Origin of the sequence: Comamonas fluminis (assembly GCF_019186805.1) — a bacterium.
Classification (GTDB): domain Bacteria; phylum Pseudomonadota; class Gammaproteobacteria; order Burkholderiales; family Burkholderiaceae_C; genus Comamonas; species Comamonas fluminis.
Genome location: NZ_CP066783.1, coordinates 1,355,837 through 1,372,500 on the forward strand (window position 1 = coordinate 1,355,837; position 16,664 = coordinate 1,372,500).

Genomic DNA, 16,664 nt, shown 5'->3' on the forward strand with positions numbered 1-16,664 from the left:
CTCTTTGTTGGCGGCAATGGGCTGGCGTGCAAGCAAAGGCTTGCTGACCAGACCCCCATGCAAAAAAGCCCCGACCGAAAGGGTCAGGGCTTTGTTGTGGAAATTGGCTAAAGGCCAGTTCCTTGTGCAGCTTACAGCGAATCGATGAAGCTGCGCAGCTTGTCGGAGCGCGAAGGGTGCTTGAGCTTGCGCAGTGCCTTGGCTTCTATTTGGCGGATGCGCTCGCGGGTCACATCGAACTGCTTGCCCACTTCTTCCAGCGTGTGGTCGGTGGACATTTCGATACCGAAGCGCATGCGCAGCACCTTGGCTTCGCGGGGAGTCAGGCCATCCAGGATGTCCTTGACCACATCGCGCAGGCCGGCTTGCATGGCCGCGTCGATAGGCGCGGTGTTGTTGCCGTCTTCGATGAAGTCGCCCAGGTGGGAGTCGTCATCATCACCGATGGGGGTTTCCATCGAGATAGGCTCCTTGGCGATCTTCATGATCTTGCGGATCTTGTCCTCGGGAATCTCCATCTTGGCCGCCAGGATGGACGCATCGGGCTCGAAACCAAACTCTTGCAAGTGCTGGCGCGAGATGCGGTTCATCTTGTTGATGGTCTCGATCATGTGCACGGGGATACGGATCGTGCGGGCCTGGTCAGCGATGGAGCGCGTGATGGCCTGACGGATCCACCAGGTGGCATAGGTCGAGAACTTGTAGCCGCGGCGGTATTCAAACTTGTCCACGGCCTTCATCAGGCCGATGTTGCCTTCCTGGATCAGATCCAGGAACTGCAGACCACGGTTGGTGTACTTCTTGGCGATGGAGATCACGAGACGCAAGTTGGCCTCGATCATTTCCTTCTTGGCGTCGCGGCTGGCGCGCTCGCCGTTGTTCATGCGCTTGTTGATGCTCTTGAGTTCATCCAGCGGCACCACCACGCGGGCTTGCAGGTCGATCAGGTTCTGCTGCAGCTCCTGCACAGGTGGAATGTTGCGTTCCAGCACAGCGCTGTAGGGCTTGCCTGCATTGGCGTGCTTGATGACCCATTCCAGGTTCAGCAGGTTGGGCGGGAAGTCCTTGATGAACAGTTCCTGCGACATGCCGCACTTGTCCACGATGATCTTGCGCAGCTCGCGTTCCTTCTTGCGCACGTCATCGACCTGCGCACGCACCAGATCGCACAGCTTCTCAATCGTCTTGGCAGTGAAGCGGATGGTCATCAGCTGCTCGGTAATGGAGCGCTGCACCTTCATGTACGTCTCGGAGCCGTAGCCGTCCTTGTCGTACACCTTGTGCATCTTCTCGAACTGCTCGCGCATGGAGTCGAAACGGCTCAGCGCTTCGTTCTTCAGCTCTTCCAGCTTCTTGGTCAGCGCCTTGGAGCCGCCCTTGCCGTCATCATCGTCTTCTTCGTCGTATTCGTCGAAGTCTTCTTCGGCCACGTAGTCGTCGTTTTCGTCAGCATTGACGAAGCCGTCCACCACAGTAGAGATGACAACCTTGCCTTCGCGGATTTCCTCAGCCATGGTGAGGATTTCGGCGATGGTGGCGGGGGAAGCCGAGATGGCTTCCATCATGTCCATCAAGCCACCTTCGATGCGCTTGGCGATTTCAATTTCGCCTTCGCGTGTCAGCAGCTCGACCGTGCCCATTTCGCGCATGTACATGCGAACGGGGTCGGTCGTGCGGCCGAATTCGGAGTCCACGGTCGAGAGCGCAGCTTCTGCTTCTTCTTCCGCTTCTTCTTCGGTGGTGGCCGATTGTCCGGTGTTGTTCAGCAGCAGGGTTTCCGCATCGGGAGTCTGCTCGTACACGGCCACGCCCATGTCGTTCAACATGGAGATCACGACTTCCAGCGTTTCAGCATCGACCAGCTTGTCGGGCAGGTGGTCGTTGATTTCGGCGTGAGTCAGGTAGCCGCGGGTCTTGCCCAGCTTGATCAGCATTTTCAGACGCTGACGGCGGGTGTTCATTTCCTCTTCGGTCAGAACGGTTTCGTCCAGACCAAATTCCTTCATCAAGGCGCGTTCCTTGGCCTTGCTGATCTTCATGCGCAGAGGCTTGACCTTTTCGGTCGGTGCGGCAGCAGACGTTTCTGTCGCCACTTCCTCTTCGACTTCGCCTTCCAGATCGCTGTCAATGTCGGACAGGTCGGCGTCGTCCATGTCCTCTTCCTTGGCCTTGGGCTTGCGGCCGCGCTTGGCGGGGGCCTTGGCTGCATCGGCGCTGGCTGCGGGAGCCTTGACAGCAGCGGCCGTCTTTTTGGCAGGGGCCTTCTTGGCGGCTGCAGGCTTCTTGGCCGCAGGTGCAGCGGCAGTGTCTTCGTCCTCGGCCTTCTTGCGGCCGCGCTTGGGAGTTGCCTGCGCCAGCAGCGCATCGGCCATGGCTTTGAGTTCGGCTTGTGACTTGGTAACCACGGTGGTGTCTTTCTTGGCTTCGGCCGCAGTTGCGGCACTCTTCTTCGCCGCAGGCTTGGCACTGGCCTTTTTGGGCTCTGCTGCGGAAGTGGAAGTTTTAGAGGTCTTGGGCTTCGCGGAAGCTTCGGGGGCCTGCTTGGACTTCACGGACTTTGAAACGGGCATGAACACCTCTCACGGTACGAACACACACAAACACACAAAGGAAAACGGAATATGCAAACAAACGCCACGCATGCTGGCGCGCGATCAGGCCAAGCCTGATCTGATTGAGCAAGAAGCTCCAAGGCAAGATGTTGGGGCGATCATTTGGTGTGCAGTCCTTGCGGAAATTGGGCCATGCAGTTGCTGCCATCACGTGATTCCTTCACGGGGCCCTGGCCGGAGGTGCTGCTGTCGCTCTTGCCTGTAACCTCTAAATTATACCTTTTATTCAGATGTCAAGAGCTGGCACTCATAATTACAGATAATTTTTTTCTTCTCTGCTGAAATTCAATGTAGCGCCTTGCAGCAGTAGGGTCTGTAGCTATCTCTTTGAGAGCTTTTCCCTCTTCGCGCTTCAGGTGTTCTACCAAGATCAGGTTCAAAGTGCCGCGCAATTCGCGGCGCAATTCTTCGACTTCACCTTCTGGCGTGGCATGGGCGCCATTCATCAGTTTGCTGGCCAGAACTTCGCAGGCAGCGCCTTGCATCTGCTCGCGCAAAACTGCCCAGGAACGAGGGCCTGATTCAGTAAATTGGGCTTCCAGCCAGCGAAACAAGGGGGCATGCGTGCTGTTGCAGCTGGCCAGGGCGTCAAAGTCTTCATGGGTCATTTCTTCCATGAATTCCATGTGGCACATCAGCATGCGGGCGGCCTGGTCTTCGCGGCTGACCGGGGTAGGGCGCGGGCCCAGCTGTGGCGGGTTCCAGTCCTCGCCTTTTTTGCCCCAGGGCTTGCGGGGGCGGTTACCAAACTCACGGCGACCGCGCCAGTTGCCGCCATCCTGCTGTGGGTAGCTGGGCTGACTGTTGGGCGCATCCCATTCGGGGGCGCTGTCCCAGCTGGAGGGTGGCGCATCCCATTCGGGCGGTTGGCTATCAGGGGCGGTGGGCGTGGCAGGTGCGGCGCGGCGCGCAATGGGGGCGGTGCGTGCGGCTTCCTGCGCCCAGATGTCCGTGAGGTCGCGGCTGTCCAGCTGTGCCAGCGAGGCAATCTCGGACAGCAGCTGGCGCTTGAGTGCGCCATCCGGCAGCAGCGACCACAGCGGGCGCGCATTGCTGGCCATGTGGGCACGGCCCTCGGTCTGGCCCAAGTCGCAGCCTTCGCTGGCTGCATCAATGAGAAAGCGACTCAGCGGCGTAGCATCGCCCACGTAGCGCGAGAACGCTTCCGGCCCGAACTCGCGGATAAAACTGTCCGGGTCATGCTCGGACGGCAGAAACAGAAATTTGACGGAGCGGGTGTCGGTGGCCAGTGGCAGGGCCGCATCCAGCGCCTTGCGTGCGGCGCGGCGGCCTGCGCCGTCACCGTCAAAGCTGAAGACCACGGCATCGGTAAAGCGAAACAGCTTTTGCACATGCTCGGGGGTGCAGGCCGTTCCCAGCGTGGCCACGGCATTGGCAAAACCCAGCTGTGCCAGGGCCACCACGTCCATATAGCCTTCGGTAACCAGGGCGTAGCCCATGTCGCGCAGGGACTGACGGGCTTCGTACAGACCGTACAACTCGCGGCCCTTGTGGAAGACCGGGGTTTCAGGCGAGTTCAGGTATTTGGGCTTTTCATCGCCAAACACGCGCCCGCCAAACCCTATGCATTCGCCTTTGACATTGCGAATGGGGAACATGAGCCGGTCGCGGAAGCGGTCATAGCGGCGGCTGTCTTCCTCGCCCACGATGACGAGGCCGCATTCTTCCAGCTGCGGGTTGTCGTATTCGGCAAACACGCTAGCCAAGCCATGCCAGCCCGGTGGTGCATAGCCCAGGCCAAAGCGCTTGGAGACCTCGCCAGAGACACCGCGCTTTTTCAGATATTCAATGGCTTTGGGCGCCGCCTTGAGCTGCTTGCGGTAGGATTCGCCTGCTTTTTCCAGCAGGTCGCTCAGGGTTTCGGCCTTTTGTTTTTGCTGGGCCTGGCGCTGGCGCTCGGCCGGGCTGATGTCATCTTGCGGAACTTGCAGGCCGCACTGGTTGGCAAGTTCCTGCACGGCTTCCACAAAGCCCATGCCGGCATGCTCCATCAGAAAACCGATGGCATTGCCGTTCTTGCCGCAGCCAAAGCAGTGAAAGAACTGTTTGCTGGGGCTGACAGTGAAGGAGGGCGACTTTTCGCCATGAAATGGGCACAGGCCCATAAAGTTGGCGCCGCCCTTTTTGAGCTGCACATAGCGACCCACGATATCAACGACATCGACGCGGGAGAGCAACTCTTGGATAAACGATTGGGGAATGGCCACCGGCGTATTTTGCCTCTTCGCGCCGTTGCCAGTCGGCAGACAAAAAAAAGCCTGCACCCATGGGTGCAGGCCTGGTCTCCGGTTGTCTGGATCTTGTCCAGACTCTCCTCTAAAAAGTCTCCTCCTCCACACCGTCTTGAGCGATTCAGGCCGGGCTTCGTGCGGGGAGGAAGCAAGGCATGTCTGCCAGCGTTGGCAGTCATCGTCTCAGGACATGGCTGCATTCTAAGAGCGATTTGAGCAGTGCATCAAAGCTATGTCAGATAAATGATGTCTTATAGATGACTTGTATAAATATTGCGCATGAGGCTATTCATGTGCTGTGTATGCAGGCGCTCTAGTTGATTGTTTTTAATGAATTTAATTGGGTTTCAGGAATTACTGAAAGAGGTGTTCATTCCTAATGACCCTGCGCAAAGCTTTGGAATATTTGGCATGAGGACTGCATGAAAGTGCGCAGCAAGCTGTGTTGCACGCATGACGCCGATGAGCAGACGGGCTTGGCAGCCACCGTGTGTACCTGAACTTCTGTCAAGGCCTGTTCACCTGCACCAGCCGTCGAACTGCCGGCTAGCTTCTGCTGGGGCGCCGAATACGCGGGTTCGATGTGTGAATCCTCTTTCAACGAGGCGGCGCAGGCAGGAACAAGCCTTGGTATCGCCACTTTTGCTATCTATTCAGAAGCTGCTTGCACAGATCTATCAAAGATTCCATGGTGTTTTTTATAAAAAACTGAATGGGTTCCATGCGCCCAAATTACCAAGTTTCAGTGATATGCACCGGGGCCAATAGAACATCCAATAGCAGCCAATTCTTCCCACTTTTGAACGAGATGGCCACTATGAACCGCACAGCACTCCGCCTCAGCACCTTGGCCTCAGCCACCGCTCTGCTCGTCGCTTGTGGTGGCGGTGGTGACGCGAGCGATGCGCCGGTCACGCCAGTTACGCCCGAGGCCCGTGAGCTGAAAGTCGGCGACCAATACACCGTTGCCGTGCAGGTGGGCGATCAGGCGCCCAGCAGCCAAAGCTTTCGCGTCTACGGCATCAGCGAGCAGCTCAAGGTTGTCGGCAGTGACTCCGGCAATTTGGTGGCTGGCAGCTTGTTTGCCCTGCCCGAAGACATGGAAAGCGCGAAGAGCCAGACGGGCGCCTCTTCGTACAAGCTGTCGGTGGGCGCGTTTGAGGAAGCGCTTGAGTCCCTGCTGCTGGCGCAGTCTCAATCGCAATCAACGAGCGTGCTCAAGTTGGCCAAGGCCTCCAGCGCCGATACCAGCTCTGCCGCCCCTGCTGCCGTGGTGCGCGAGTTGGCTGACCTCGATTCTGACCTGCCTGCCGTGGTAACAGACCTGTTGCGCTCGGGCCTGACGCCGCTTGAGTATGTGCAGTTCTACGACGCGCTGGACGGCGCGCCTGGGTTTGTTGACAAGGAAGACGCCGAAGGCCAGTTGCTTGGCTTCTTCCAGACCGTGCAGGACGAGGTCGAGCAAGGCCCCAGCTGCGGCAACATCAGGCACAGCATCAACTGGTGTTCCAAGACCCCTACCACTACTGCTGGCATCACCAAGCCTTCTACGGGCTACGTGCCCAACCAGAAGGATTTCCTGGCTGCGCTAGCTGCACAAGGCCTGAGCTGGCAAGACTTTCTGGCGCGCATGAACGCGCGCGGCCAGGACTATGCGGACCTGTTGCTGGCCTTCAACGAATGGGCTGTGAGGACTGCGCCCGCGTTCGATGCCAACCTCTTCCCTGCCTTCATCGCCGCCTACCTGGCGGGCGACGCTGGCAATGCCGCAACTGTGCAGTCCAGCGCAGCCAGCAAGGCCGCTGTCGCCGTGCAGGCGCAAAACAGCATCGACATGAACGCCGTGATGCAGGGCTTGGGCTCGATAGTGGCGCCAGTCTGGGACTTCCTCAAGAACGCCAGCGGGTTGCCAGGTGGCTACAACCTGACGAACTTTGTGCTGTCCTCGAAGGACATTGAGCCAGCGCATTACGCCAACGCCACATCGGGCCAGTCCGAGCAAGTAGTCGTGAGAGTTTTTGATGGCGATCGCGTCTGGACGAAGGCGCAGTTTCGCCTGGCAGGCCAATACAACGCCACGCACCAGACGCTGGGCGGGCGCTGGATACCGAAGCTCAGCTTTGAGGTGATCTCGGAACCTGCCGCGCGCAACATCGGGCTGACGGCGCGGGCCAATATGGTCAGTGTGGTCAACGCAGGCAGCCAGGACGAGCCCATTCCCCAGGCCGTGGTGCGCGTGGACATTACGCAGGGTAGTGCGTTCAATACGAAAATCAACAATGTCTGGTTCCTTGCACATGGCACAGAAGGCTTCAGCCTCATCGACGAGAACTAGGCCTGCTGATATGCGCTCAGGCTTCTGGCTTTCGCCGCTTTTTTGATCGCTGCGCGCCCATGATGCAGGCCATGCTTGTTTGGCGCGACGCCTGTGTGCAGGACTGCAGGGCAAGCGAATGAGGCTTGATCCAGGTCAGTTGTCAGCAACTTGCCAGTGAGCTGACTGGGAAACCGTGCAGTTGTAAGGCTGGCGTTCAGCTAGTTGGGGTAGAAAAGCTGCAGGAGACAAATATGACAAGTTCTTTCGACCTGCACCTGGCCCCCAATACCGCTAACTACGCTGCGCTGACGCCTTTGAGCTTTATTGCGCGCACCGCCGAGGTTTACCCCGACCGTCTGGCCATTGTTCATGGCGATTTGTGCCAGAACTGGGGGCAAACCTATGCGCGTTGCCGCCAGCTGGCCTGCAGCCTGCAGAAAATCGGTATCGGCAAGAACGATACCGTGGCCGTGATGTTGCCCAACACACCGCCCATGGTGGAAGCGCACTTTGGTGTGCCCATGTCGGGCGCGGTGCTCAATACGCTCAACACCCGTCTGGATGCCGAAACGCTGGCGTTCATGCTCGATCATGGTGAAGCCAAGGCCTTGATCGTGGACCCCGAGTTTGTGGGTGTGATGGCCAAGGCGCTCAAGCTGCGCCAGGGCACGCAGCCCATTCATGTGATTCAGGTGGAGGATGCCGTCTACGGCCAGGCCGCCGAGCAGATTGGCGACACTGATTACGAAAGCTTTGTGGCGCAGGGCGATGCCAGTTTTGACTGGCAACTGCCCGCCAATGAGTGGGATGCGATTGCGCTGAACTACACCAGCGGCACCACGGGCAACCCCAAGGGCGTGGTCTATCACCACCGTGGCGCGCACAACAACGCCATCAGCAATGTGCTGGAGTGGGACATGCCCAAGCATGCCGTCTATCTGTGGACGCTGCCCATGTTCCACTGCAATGGCTGGTGCTTCCCCTGGACGGTGGCGGCGCGTGCGGCTGTGAACGTCTGCCTGCGCCGTGTGGATGCGCAAGCGATTCTGGACGCCATTCGCAACCACGGCGTCACCCACTACTGCGGCGCGCCTATCGTGCACAGCCTGCTGGTCAATGCGCCAGCGGCGATGAAAGAGGGCGTGCCCGCAGGCGTCAAAGCCATGGTGGCGGGTGCAGCGCCACCGGCGTCGATGATTGAAGGTATGGAAGCCATGGGCTTTGACATCACCCATGTCTATGGTCTGACGGAAACCTACGGGCCTGCCACGGTCTGCGCCAAGCATGAAAGCTGGAACGAACTCGACATTGGCGAGCGCGCCCGTTTGAACTCACGCCAGGGGGTGCGCTATCACCTGCAGCGCTCTGCCGCCGTGCTGGACCCTGAAACCATGCAGCCCGTGCCGCATGACGGCCAGACCATGGGCGAGATCATGTTCCAGGGGAATATCGCCATGAAGGGCTACCTCAAGAACCCGGCTGCCACTGACGAGGCCTTCCGTGGCGGCTGGTTTCACAGTGGTGACCTGGCGGTGCAGCACCCCGATGGCTATATCCAGATCAAGGACCGCAGCAAGGACATCATCATCTCGGGCGGCGAAAACATCTCGTCCATTGAAGTGGAAGACGTGCTGTACCGTCACCCCGCCGTGCTGGCGGCGGCGGTGGTGGCCAAGCCCGATCCTAAGTGGGGCGAGACGCCCTGCGCCTTTATTGAACTGAAAGCTGGCGCCGAGACCACCGCTGAAGACATCATTGCCCACTGCAAAAAGCATCTGGCGGGCTACAAAGTGCCGCGCGCCGTGGTGTTTGGTGAGTTGCCCAAGACCAGTACCGGCAAGATTCAGAAGTTCGAGTTGCGCAAGCAGGTGTAAACCGGTTGAATGAGTCGCAAAAAGCCCGAGTCATCCAAGCTCGGGCTTTTGTTTTGATAGCTGCTTGCGCAGAGTATTAATAGAGTTTCATCGCTTTTTTATTAGAACTCTATGAATATCAAGCGCTATCAGCTCTTGTTTAGATAGCGATGACAGCCAGTGATCCAGGCAGCGATTCAAGCTTGTTCCGGTGCAATGCGCAGCCAGCCTTCTGGGGTCACACGCAGCACCTCGGCGCGGTGCGTGCTGGCGTCGATATGCCAGTCGCTCAGCACAATGCGCCACTGGTCCTTGCCCAAAGCGTGGTCGGCAGGCTGGTGGGTGTGGCCATGAATCAGCCAGGGCGCTTGGGCGGTCTGCATCCAGGTCGTGGTCATCTGCGCATCGGCATCCGCATAGGGGGCGCCGCTTTGCTTGCGCTGCTCGCTTTCACTGCGGGCGGACTTGCCAATCGCGCGGCGCACAGCCAGTGGCTGGGCCAGCAACTGCTGCTGCCAGGCGGCAGAGCGCGACAGAGCGCGAAACTGCTGGTACTCCACATCGCCCAGACACAGTGCATCACCGTGGCTGAGCAAAATATTCGGGCCTGCCCAGTGCAGCACGGTGGGCTCAGTCAGGCCGGTCATGCCGCTGCGGCGCAAAAATTCATTCCCCGCCAGAAAGTCGCGGTTGCCCACCATGAAGAACAGGGGGCGTTTTTGGGCGGCCTCACGCAGCAGGCCAGCGCATTCGGCTTCAAAGCTGCCCGCCTCATCCAGCGCATCGTCACCCACCCAGACTTCAAACAGATCGCCCAGCATAAAGATGGCGTCTGCCGTGCTGCGCTGCAGATAGTTGCGCCATGCCTGCACAGTCTGTGGTTCTGTGGGCTGCAGATGCAGATCGGAAATAAAGTCGATCACGCGCCAGTCCGGCGCGCCTTGCAGTTGCGCGACCTGAGGAGCAGTCGTGCGGGGATCTGAATGAACGATGGATTCAGTCATTTGAAAAAGTAAGCCGCTTCGAAAACAATAACGGCCCCGAGCGAGAGACGGCAAGCAAGAGCCGCCTCGCAGCGAGGCCGTCGTCCCCCTTGGGGGGAAGCCGCAAAGCGGCTCAGGGGGCAAATTACAGGGCCACTGCCTTATCGATCACCACGGCGTCAAAAGGCACGTCGTCGTGGAAACCCTTGCGAGTGGTGCGCACCTTCTTGATGGCGTCAACAATCTCTTCGCCCTTGACCACCTTGCCGAACACGGCGTAGCCCCAGCCCTGGCCGGTAGGCGCAGTGTGGTTCAGAAAAGCGTTGTCCACGGTGTTGATGAAGAACTGAGCCGTGGCGCTGTGAGGATCGCTGGTACGGGCCATGGCGATGGTGTACTTGTCGTTCTTCAGGCCGTTCTTGGCTTCGTTCTCGATGGGGGTGCCCGATTCCTTTTGCTTCATGTCGGCCGTGAAGCCGCCGCCCTGGATCATGAAGTTCTTGATCACGCGGTGAAAGATCGTGCCGTTGTAGAAGCCCTGGTTCACGTAGTTCAGGAAGTTCTCGGTGGACTTGGGTGCGTTCACAGCGTCCAGTTCCAGGGTGATCACGCCTTGGGTTGCTGTGTCAGCCACGTTGATGGTCACGTGCAGTTCGACTTGTGGGTTGCTCATGTCTGTGCTTTCTTGAGGTTTGAGAGGGAGTGGGGCGCTGTCATGTTCTGCAGCGCCGCCAGGGTGGAAGAGGGTTTACTTGACTTCGGTCGCCGACAGAATGGTGATCGGCGTTGTGGGCACATTTTGGTGCATGCCGCGGTTGCCCGTGGCGACGACGCGGATTTTGTCCACCACATCCATGCCGCTGATGACCTTGCCAAAGACGGCGTAGCCATAGCCATCAGGCTTGGGAGCGTTGAGCATGTCGTTGTTCACCACGTTGATGAAAAACTGCGAAGTGGCCGAGTTGGGGTTGCCAGTGCGTGCCATGGCAATCGTGCCGCGGTCATTCTTCAGGCCGTTGTTGGCTTCCAGCGGGATGGGGGCGCGGGTGGCTTTTTCCTTCATATTGGCGTCCATGCCGCCGCCCTGAATCATGAAACCGTCCATCACGCGGTGAAACACGGTGCCGTCATAGTGCTTGTCGCGCACGTATTGCAGAAAGTTGGCGGCGCTCTTGGGGGCCTTGGCCTCGTTCAGCTCCACCACGATCTTGCCCATGCTGGTGTTGAGTTCTACCTTGGACTGAGCCTGGGCAAAGCCGGGTGCTGCAAAAATAGTAGCTGTTAGCGCAATAGCGGAAAGGGCTTTAAGGCTGTTTCGGCGAAATTTCAGCATGGTTTTATCCTGAGGTTGGAAAGCCTGGTTTCTCCATGAATCTGGAGAGGCAGACTGGGAGCTGAGGGCGCCCAGCCTCTTGTGCAAGAGGGCGGGCATAAAAAACAGATGGGCTCAAGAGGCTTCAGCGCGGCGCAGCTGCGGCGGCTGGCGGCTGCAGCAACTCCTTGAGCTGCTTGAGCTTGGGGTTCAAAAGCGCAGGGCGACCCCCTTTGGCCAGAGACTGCGCATAAGACTGGTAAGCCAGACGGGCGTAGATATCGCCCAGGTTTTCATGGGCCACAGCGTAGTTCGGGTTGTTGCGCACGGCGGATTCCAGCGCAGCGCGGGCCTTGTCCAGATCACCCTGGCGGGCATAAATCACCGCCAGATTGTTATAGGGCTCGGGCAGCTCCGGATATTCCTCGGTCAACAGGCGAAAGGCAGTGATGGCTTCTTCCGTCTTGTTGTCATTGGTCAGTGCAATGGCGCGCAAAAAGCGCATCTGAGGGTCACGGGCGTTCTTGGCCAGATATTCGTCAGCTTTTTGCAGGGCCTGAGGTGCTTTGCCAGTTTTGAGCAACTGGGCAACATCTGTGTAATCGTCAGCGTAGGCGCTAGTGGCGGCCAGCATGACAGCAACCGCTGCCACACGTGCTGCCGAACCAAACAAGTTGCGTACAGGCATGTAGGTGCTTTCTATGTGCCGCAAGAGAGCTCTGCGACGCGGGCTTATACTGGCGGGAATTGTAGCTGAGGGGTGTGCGGAGCTTGGGCGTCATCAGGGACTGTGAGGTGTCCGGGTGCTTGCGTGCATTATTTCAGCCTCAGGGTATGGCAGATCCGGGCTATGCAAAGCAGCAGGCCGGAGCGGCTGGTGGCCACCCTCTCTCCCTAATTCAAGATTCATGAGTTTGCGCATCTACAACACGCTGTCGCGTGCATTGGAATCGTTTTCGCCCATCGAACCGGATCATGTGCGCATGTATGTGTGCGGCATGACGGTGTATGACCTGTGCCATCTGGGGCATGCCCGGTCCATGGTCGCATTTGACGTCGTGCAGCGCTGGCTGCGCGCCAGTGGCCTGCGTGTGACCTATGTGCGCAATATCACCGACATTGACGACAAGATCATCAAGCGCGCGGTGGAAAACGGCGAAACCATTCGCAGCCTGACCGATCGCATGATTGATGCGCTGCACCAGGATGCCGATGCGCTGGGCATCGAGCGCCCGACCATGGAGCCACGCGCCACCGAATATGTGCCGCAGATGCTGTCCATGATCGGCGCGCTGCAGACCAAGGGGCTGGCCTATCAGGCTGGTAATGGCGATGTGAACTATGCCGTGCGCAAGTTCCCCGGCTACGGCAAGTTGTCCGGCAAGTCGCTGGACGAACTCAATGCTGGCGAGCGCGTGGCAGTGGCCGATGGCAAGCATGACCCGCTGGACTTTGTGCTATGGAAGTCTGCCAAGGCCGAAGAGCCTGCCGATGTGAAATGGCAAAGCCCGTTTGGCGAAGGCCGCCCCGGCTGGCATATCGAATGCTCGGCCATGGGTTGCGAGCTGCTGGGCGAGAGCTTTGATATTCATGGCGGTGGCGCAGACCTGCAGTTTCCCCACCACGAAAACGAAATCGCCCAGAGCGAAGGTGCGACAGGCAAGACCTTTGCCCGCACCTGGATGCACAACGGCTTCATCAACGTGGACAACGAAAAGATGTCCAAGTCGCTGGGCAACTTCTTCACGATTCGCGATGTGCTCAAGGAATACGACGCCGAAACCGTGCGTTTCTTCGTCGTGCGCAGCCACTACCGCAGCCCGCTGAACTATTCCAATGTGCACCTGGACGACGCCCGCAGCGCGCTCAAACGCCTGTACACCGCGCTGAGTCTGGTGGCGGCTGATGAAGTTCAGATCGACTGGAGCAATCCTCATGCAGCCCGTTTCAAGGCGGCTATGGATGAAGACTTTGGCACGCCCGAGGCGGTGGCTGTGCTGTTTGAGCTGGCCGCCGAGGTCAACCGCAACAAGTCTTCTGAGACTGCAGGCCTGCTGAAGGCGCTGGGCGCTTGCCTGGGTCTGCTGCAGGACGAGCCGCAGAAGTTTCTGCAGGCTGGCACTGCTGGTGTGGACGCTGTGGCCATCGAGGCGCAGATTGCCGCCCGCGCTGCTGCCAAGGCCGAGAAAAACTGGGCCGAAGCGGACCGCATTCGCAAGGTGCTGCTGGAGCAGGGCATTGTGCTCAAGGATTCGCCCACGGGGACGACCTGGGAAGCGGCGGCCAAAGGTTGACCCTCATGCATAGCCCTGTGAACTGCCTGTGCGGTGTTGGGAGTCGTGCATGAGCGCGGTCAAGCACCTGGACACCATGGAGTATGAGCAGCTGCCGCTGGTGGCTGACCTGCCCGTGCTCGTCGGCCCCAAGGCACCTTTGCCTGTGGCGCCGATGGGCGTTGCCGCGCATGCAGAAGGCTCCGCAGAGGCGCCCAAGGCCGCAGCTGCGGCTAAAGCGGCACCTGCTGCAAAACCTGCAGCACCCAAGGTAGTGCTGGCGCTGCCTGATGGCGTTCCAGACTACTGGGCTGAAGCTTGCCGCCAGCTCATGCGCCGTGATCGCGTGCTCAAGCGCTTGATTCCGGCACTCAGTGCCCAGGCCATGCTGCCGCGCGCGCAGTGCCGTGACGAAGCCTTTGCCACACTGGCCCGCTCCATCGTGGGACAGCAGATTGCCGCCAAGTCTGCCAAGACGCTGTGGAACAAGTTTGCCAAGCTGCCTGCAGAAATGACGCCTGAGCTGGTGCTCAAGCTCAAGGTGGACGATATGCGTGCGGCAGGTCTGTCGGCACGCAAGGTGGACTATCTGGTGGATCTGGCGCTGCACTTCACTGAAAACCGGCTGCGCATGGATGAGTGGGCTGGCATGAGTGATGAGGCCATCGTTGCCGAACTCATGGCCATTCGTGGCCTCAGCCGCTGGACGGCAGAAAACTTTCTGATTTACTACCTGGCGCGGCCCAATGTGCTGCCGCTGGATGATGCTGGTTTGATACAGGGCATCTCTCTCAATTATTTTTCGGGTGATCCTGTCAGTCGCAGCGATGCCCGTGAGGTTGCCGAGGCTTGGAAACCGTGGTGTACGGTTGCAACTTGGTATATTTGGCGCTCGCTCGAGGCGCAGCCTGTGGCTGGATGACATCTGTCCACTGGCCGATTGCAAGCGTTGCAACAGGCTGGCACAAGGAGAAATACGTTGGCGAAAAAGAACTTTCTGGATTTTGAGCAGCCCATCGCTGAACTGGAATCCAAAATCGAAGAACTGCGTTATGTGCAAACCGAAAGCGCAGTCGATATCTCTGAAGAAATTGATCAGCTCAGCAAGAAAAGCCTGCAGCTGACCAAGGATATCTATAGCGACCTGACCCCCTGGCAGATCACCAAGATTGCTCGTCACATCGAGCGTCCCTATACGCTGGACTATGTGCGCGAATGCTTTACCGACTTTGTCGAAATGCATGGCGACCGCCACTTTGCCGATGACCAGTCCATCGTGGGCGGTCTGGCGCGCTTCAATGGCCAGCCCTGCATGATCATTGGTCACCAGAAGGGCCGTGACACCAAGGAGCGCACGCTGCGCAATTTCGGCATGACCCGCCCCGAAGGCTATCGCAAGGCTCTGCGCCTGATGAAGACGGCCGAGAAGTTCAAGCTGCCCGTGTTCACCTTTGTGGATACACCCGGCGCGTTTCCTGGCATTGATGCCGAAGAGCGTGGTCAGTCCGAAGCCATTGGCCGCAACATCTTCGAGATGGCGCAGCTGCAAACCCCCATCATCACCACCATCATTGGTGAGGGTGGCTCGGGTGGCGCGCTGGCGATTGCCGTGGCCGACCAGGTGCTGATGCTGCAGTACTCCGTGTACTCCGTGATCAGCCCCGAAGGCTGCGCTTCCATTCTGTGGAAGACCGGAGAGAAGGCGCAGGAAGCGGCCGATGCCATGGGCATCACTGCCCACCGTCTGAAGGCTCTGGGTCTGGTGGACAAGATCGTCAGCGAGCCCGTGGGCGGCGCGCACCGCGACCCCAAGCAGATGGGCGCTTTCCTCAAGCGTGCTCTGGGCGATGCCATGCGTCAGCTGTCGGACCTCAAGCCCAAGGAGCTGCAGGATCGCCGCTACGAGCGCATTCAAAGCTACGGCAAGTTTGCCGATACCAAGGCGGACAACCGCTGATCGCCGAGGCTCGGCCTCATGCGCACAATGGCTCCCAAGGGAGCCATTTGCTTTTGTGCCATAGAAATTCAATGAAATATGCCTCAAGCCATTACTGATAAAGCGGTATCAGCTATCAAAATGATTGTGATGGAGCTTGTTTCTCATGCTACTCAAGCCTGAGGTGGGGGGGGCTGATCGTGAAATGCACCCCGTCGATCAGGCTGTAAAGGCATTTCAGCCGGAACTGCCCCTGGCTGTCGCATTCAGTGGCGGTGCGGATTCATCGGCGCTGCTGCTGGCCTGTCATGCGCGCTGGCCCGGGCAGGTGAGGGCGATTCACGTGCACCACGGCCTGCAGGCGGCGGCTGACGGTTTTCAGCTGCATTGCGAAGCTGTATGTGCGGCGCATGGCATTCCCCTCAAAGTCTGCAAGATTGATGCGCGCAAGCAGCCAGGCCAAAGCCCGGAAGATGCAGCGCGGCAAGGGCGCTATCAGGCACTGATCGAGGCTGCAGAGCAGGATTGGCTGGATGAGGGCAGGCTGGCGCTGCAGCCCGTTCGTTCCATGGCGCTGGCCCAGCATGCCGATGACCAGGTTGAGACATTGCTGTTGGCGCTTTCCCGTGGCGCGGGAGTTGCAGGCTTGGCTGCCATGCCTGCCCACTGGCAAAGAGCAGGGCTGCAATGGTTCAGGCCTTTGCTGGAAGTGCCAGGCCAGGCCTTGAGGGATTGGTTGCAGCAGCGCAATATGACCTGGGTGGAAGACCCGACCAATACCGATCAAGGCTATACGCGCAACCGCATTCGCGCCCAGCTGCTACCGGTGCTGGAGCAGATATTTCCGCAATTTCGCAGCACCTTTGCCCGCAGCAGTGCGCACTGCGCGCAAGCCGCTGATTTGCTGCAAGAGCTTGCGGCATCGGATTTGCAGGCGGTGGGCAGCCCGCCGCGTATCCGTGATCTGCAGGCTTTGTCGCACCAGCGTCTGGCCAATGTTTTGCGTCACTGGCTGCGCAGTGAATACGGCACCACGCCTAGCGCAGCGCAGCTGACGCAGCTGGTTCAGCAGGTGTATGCATGCACTACGCGAGGGCACCGTATCCATATCAAGGTGGGTCGAGGC

General features: G+C 59.1%; 12 protein-coding genes (1 of these 12 cut by a window edge). 6 read left to right on the forward strand and 6 right to left on the reverse strand.

Features of this window, described 5'->3' with window-relative positions:
- Positions 1-131 precede the first annotated feature (131 nt).
- Complete coding sequence (gene rpoD, locus JDW18_RS06545; protein ID WP_218242889.1) at positions 132-2,570, reverse strand: RNA polymerase sigma factor RpoD; 2,439 nt, start codon at positions 2,568-2,570, stop codon at positions 132-134.
- 275 nt (positions 2,571-2,845) lie between these two features.
- Positions 2,846-4,840: a DNA primase gene (gene dnaG, locus JDW18_RS06550; RefSeq protein WP_218242890.1), complete on the reverse strand. Its 1,995-nt coding sequence runs from the start codon at positions 4,838-4,840 to the stop codon at positions 2,846-2,848.
- Between the two features lie 841 nt (positions 4,841-5,681).
- Between dnaG and JDW18_RS06555 the strand changes: the two genes are divergently transcribed.
- Both JDW18_RS06555 and JDW18_RS06560 read left to right on the forward strand, forming a co-directional pair.
- Positions 5,682-7,199 (forward strand): hypothetical protein, encoded by a 1,518-nt coding sequence (locus JDW18_RS06555; RefSeq protein WP_218242891.1) that lies wholly within the window; start codon positions 5,682-5,684, stop codon positions 7,197-7,199.
- A 233-nt stretch (positions 7,200-7,432) separates the two neighbouring features.
- Positions 7,433-9,055: an acyl-CoA synthetase gene (locus JDW18_RS06560; RefSeq protein WP_218242892.1), complete on the forward strand. Its 1,623-nt coding sequence runs from the start codon at positions 7,433-7,435 to the stop codon at positions 9,053-9,055.
- 176 nt (positions 9,056-9,231) lie between these two features.
- Here JDW18_RS06560 and JDW18_RS06565 read toward each other — a convergent pair whose 3' ends face one another.
- The 4 genes from JDW18_RS06565 to JDW18_RS06580 all read right to left on the reverse strand — a co-directional run bounded on the left by JDW18_RS06565 (position 9,232) and on the right by JDW18_RS06580 (position 12,017).
- Positions 9,232-10,038, reverse strand: a complete 807-nt coding sequence (locus JDW18_RS06565) for a UDP-2,3-diacylglucosamine diphosphatase (RefSeq protein ID WP_218242893.1) — start codon at positions 10,036-10,038, stop codon at positions 9,232-9,234.
- Positions 10,039-10,162: 124 nt separating this feature from the next.
- Positions 10,163-10,690: a peptidylprolyl isomerase gene (locus JDW18_RS06570; protein ID WP_218242894.1), complete on the reverse strand. Its 528-nt coding sequence runs from the start codon at positions 10,688-10,690 to the stop codon at positions 10,163-10,165.
- Positions 10,691-10,765: 75 nt separating this feature from the next.
- Positions 10,766-11,350 (reverse strand): peptidylprolyl isomerase, encoded by a 585-nt coding sequence (locus JDW18_RS06575; protein ID WP_218242895.1) that lies wholly within the window; start codon positions 11,348-11,350, stop codon positions 10,766-10,768.
- A 124-nt stretch (positions 11,351-11,474) separates the two neighbouring features.
- Positions 11,475-12,017: a tetratricopeptide repeat protein gene (locus tag JDW18_RS06580; RefSeq protein ID WP_218242896.1), complete on the reverse strand. Its 543-nt coding sequence runs from the start codon at positions 12,015-12,017 to the stop codon at positions 11,475-11,477.
- Positions 12,018-12,237: 220 nt separating this feature from the next.
- On the opposite strand from JDW18_RS06580, the gene cysS reads away from it, so the two are divergent.
- The 4 genes from cysS to tilS form a co-directional block, all read left to right on the forward strand.
- Positions 12,238-13,623 (forward strand): cysteine--tRNA ligase, encoded by a 1,386-nt coding sequence (cysS, locus tag JDW18_RS06585; protein WP_218242897.1) that lies wholly within the window; start codon positions 12,238-12,240, stop codon positions 13,621-13,623.
- Positions 13,624-13,672: 49 nt separating this feature from the next.
- On the forward strand, positions 13,673-14,524 hold the full coding sequence (locus JDW18_RS06590) for a DNA-3-methyladenine glycosylase family protein (RefSeq protein ID WP_218242898.1): 852 nt from the start codon (positions 13,673-13,675) through the stop codon (positions 14,522-14,524).
- 57 nt (positions 14,525-14,581) lie between these two features.
- On the forward strand, positions 14,582-15,559 hold the full coding sequence (locus tag JDW18_RS06595; protein WP_218242899.1) for an acetyl-CoA carboxylase carboxyltransferase subunit alpha: 978 nt from the start codon (positions 14,582-14,584) through the stop codon (positions 15,557-15,559).
- Between the two features lie 184 nt (positions 15,560-15,743).
- A protein-coding gene (gene tilS, locus JDW18_RS06600) for a tRNA lysidine(34) synthetase TilS (protein WP_425514796.1) crosses the window boundary here: on the forward strand, positions 15,744-16,664 show its 5' portion. Its footprint extends 45 nt past the window's final position; 921 of the gene's 966 nt are visible here — the first part of the coding sequence; it begins with the start codon at positions 15,744-15,746; its stop codon lies beyond the right edge, outside the window.

Excerpts from the sequence above, each read along its gene's own strand:
- JDW18_RS06570 (WP_218242894.1), bottom strand. The coding sequence starts at position 10,690 with ATGAGCAACCCACAAGTCGAACTGCACGTGACCATCAACGTGGCTGAC.
- JDW18_RS06560 (WP_218242892.1), top strand. The coding sequence starts at position 7,433 with ATGACAAGTTCTTTCGACCTGCACCTGGCCCCCAATACCGCTAACTAC.
- JDW18_RS06590 (WP_218242898.1), top strand. The coding sequence starts at position 13,673 with ATGAGCGCGGTCAAGCACCTGGACACCATGGAGTATGAGCAGCTGCCG.
- rpoD (WP_218242889.1), bottom strand. The coding sequence starts at position 2,570 with ATGCCCGTTTCAAAGTCCGTGAAGTCCAAGCAGGCCCCCGAAGCTTCC.
- cysS (WP_218242897.1), top strand. The coding sequence starts at position 12,238 with ATGAGTTTGCGCATCTACAACACGCTGTCGCGTGCATTGGAATCGTTT.
- JDW18_RS06555 (WP_218242891.1), top strand. The coding sequence starts at position 5,682 with ATGAACCGCACAGCACTCCGCCTCAGCACCTTGGCCTCAGCCACCGCT.
- JDW18_RS06580 (WP_218242896.1), bottom strand. The coding sequence starts at position 12,017 with ATGCCTGTACGCAACTTGTTTGGTTCGGCAGCACGTGTGGCAGCGGTT.
- JDW18_RS06575 (WP_218242895.1), bottom strand. The coding sequence starts at position 11,350 with ATGCTGAAATTTCGCCGAAACAGCCTTAAAGCCCTTTCCGCTATTGCG.
- JDW18_RS06565 (WP_218242893.1), bottom strand. The coding sequence starts at position 10,038 with ATGACTGAATCCATCGTTCATTCAGATCCCCGCACGACTGCTCCTCAG.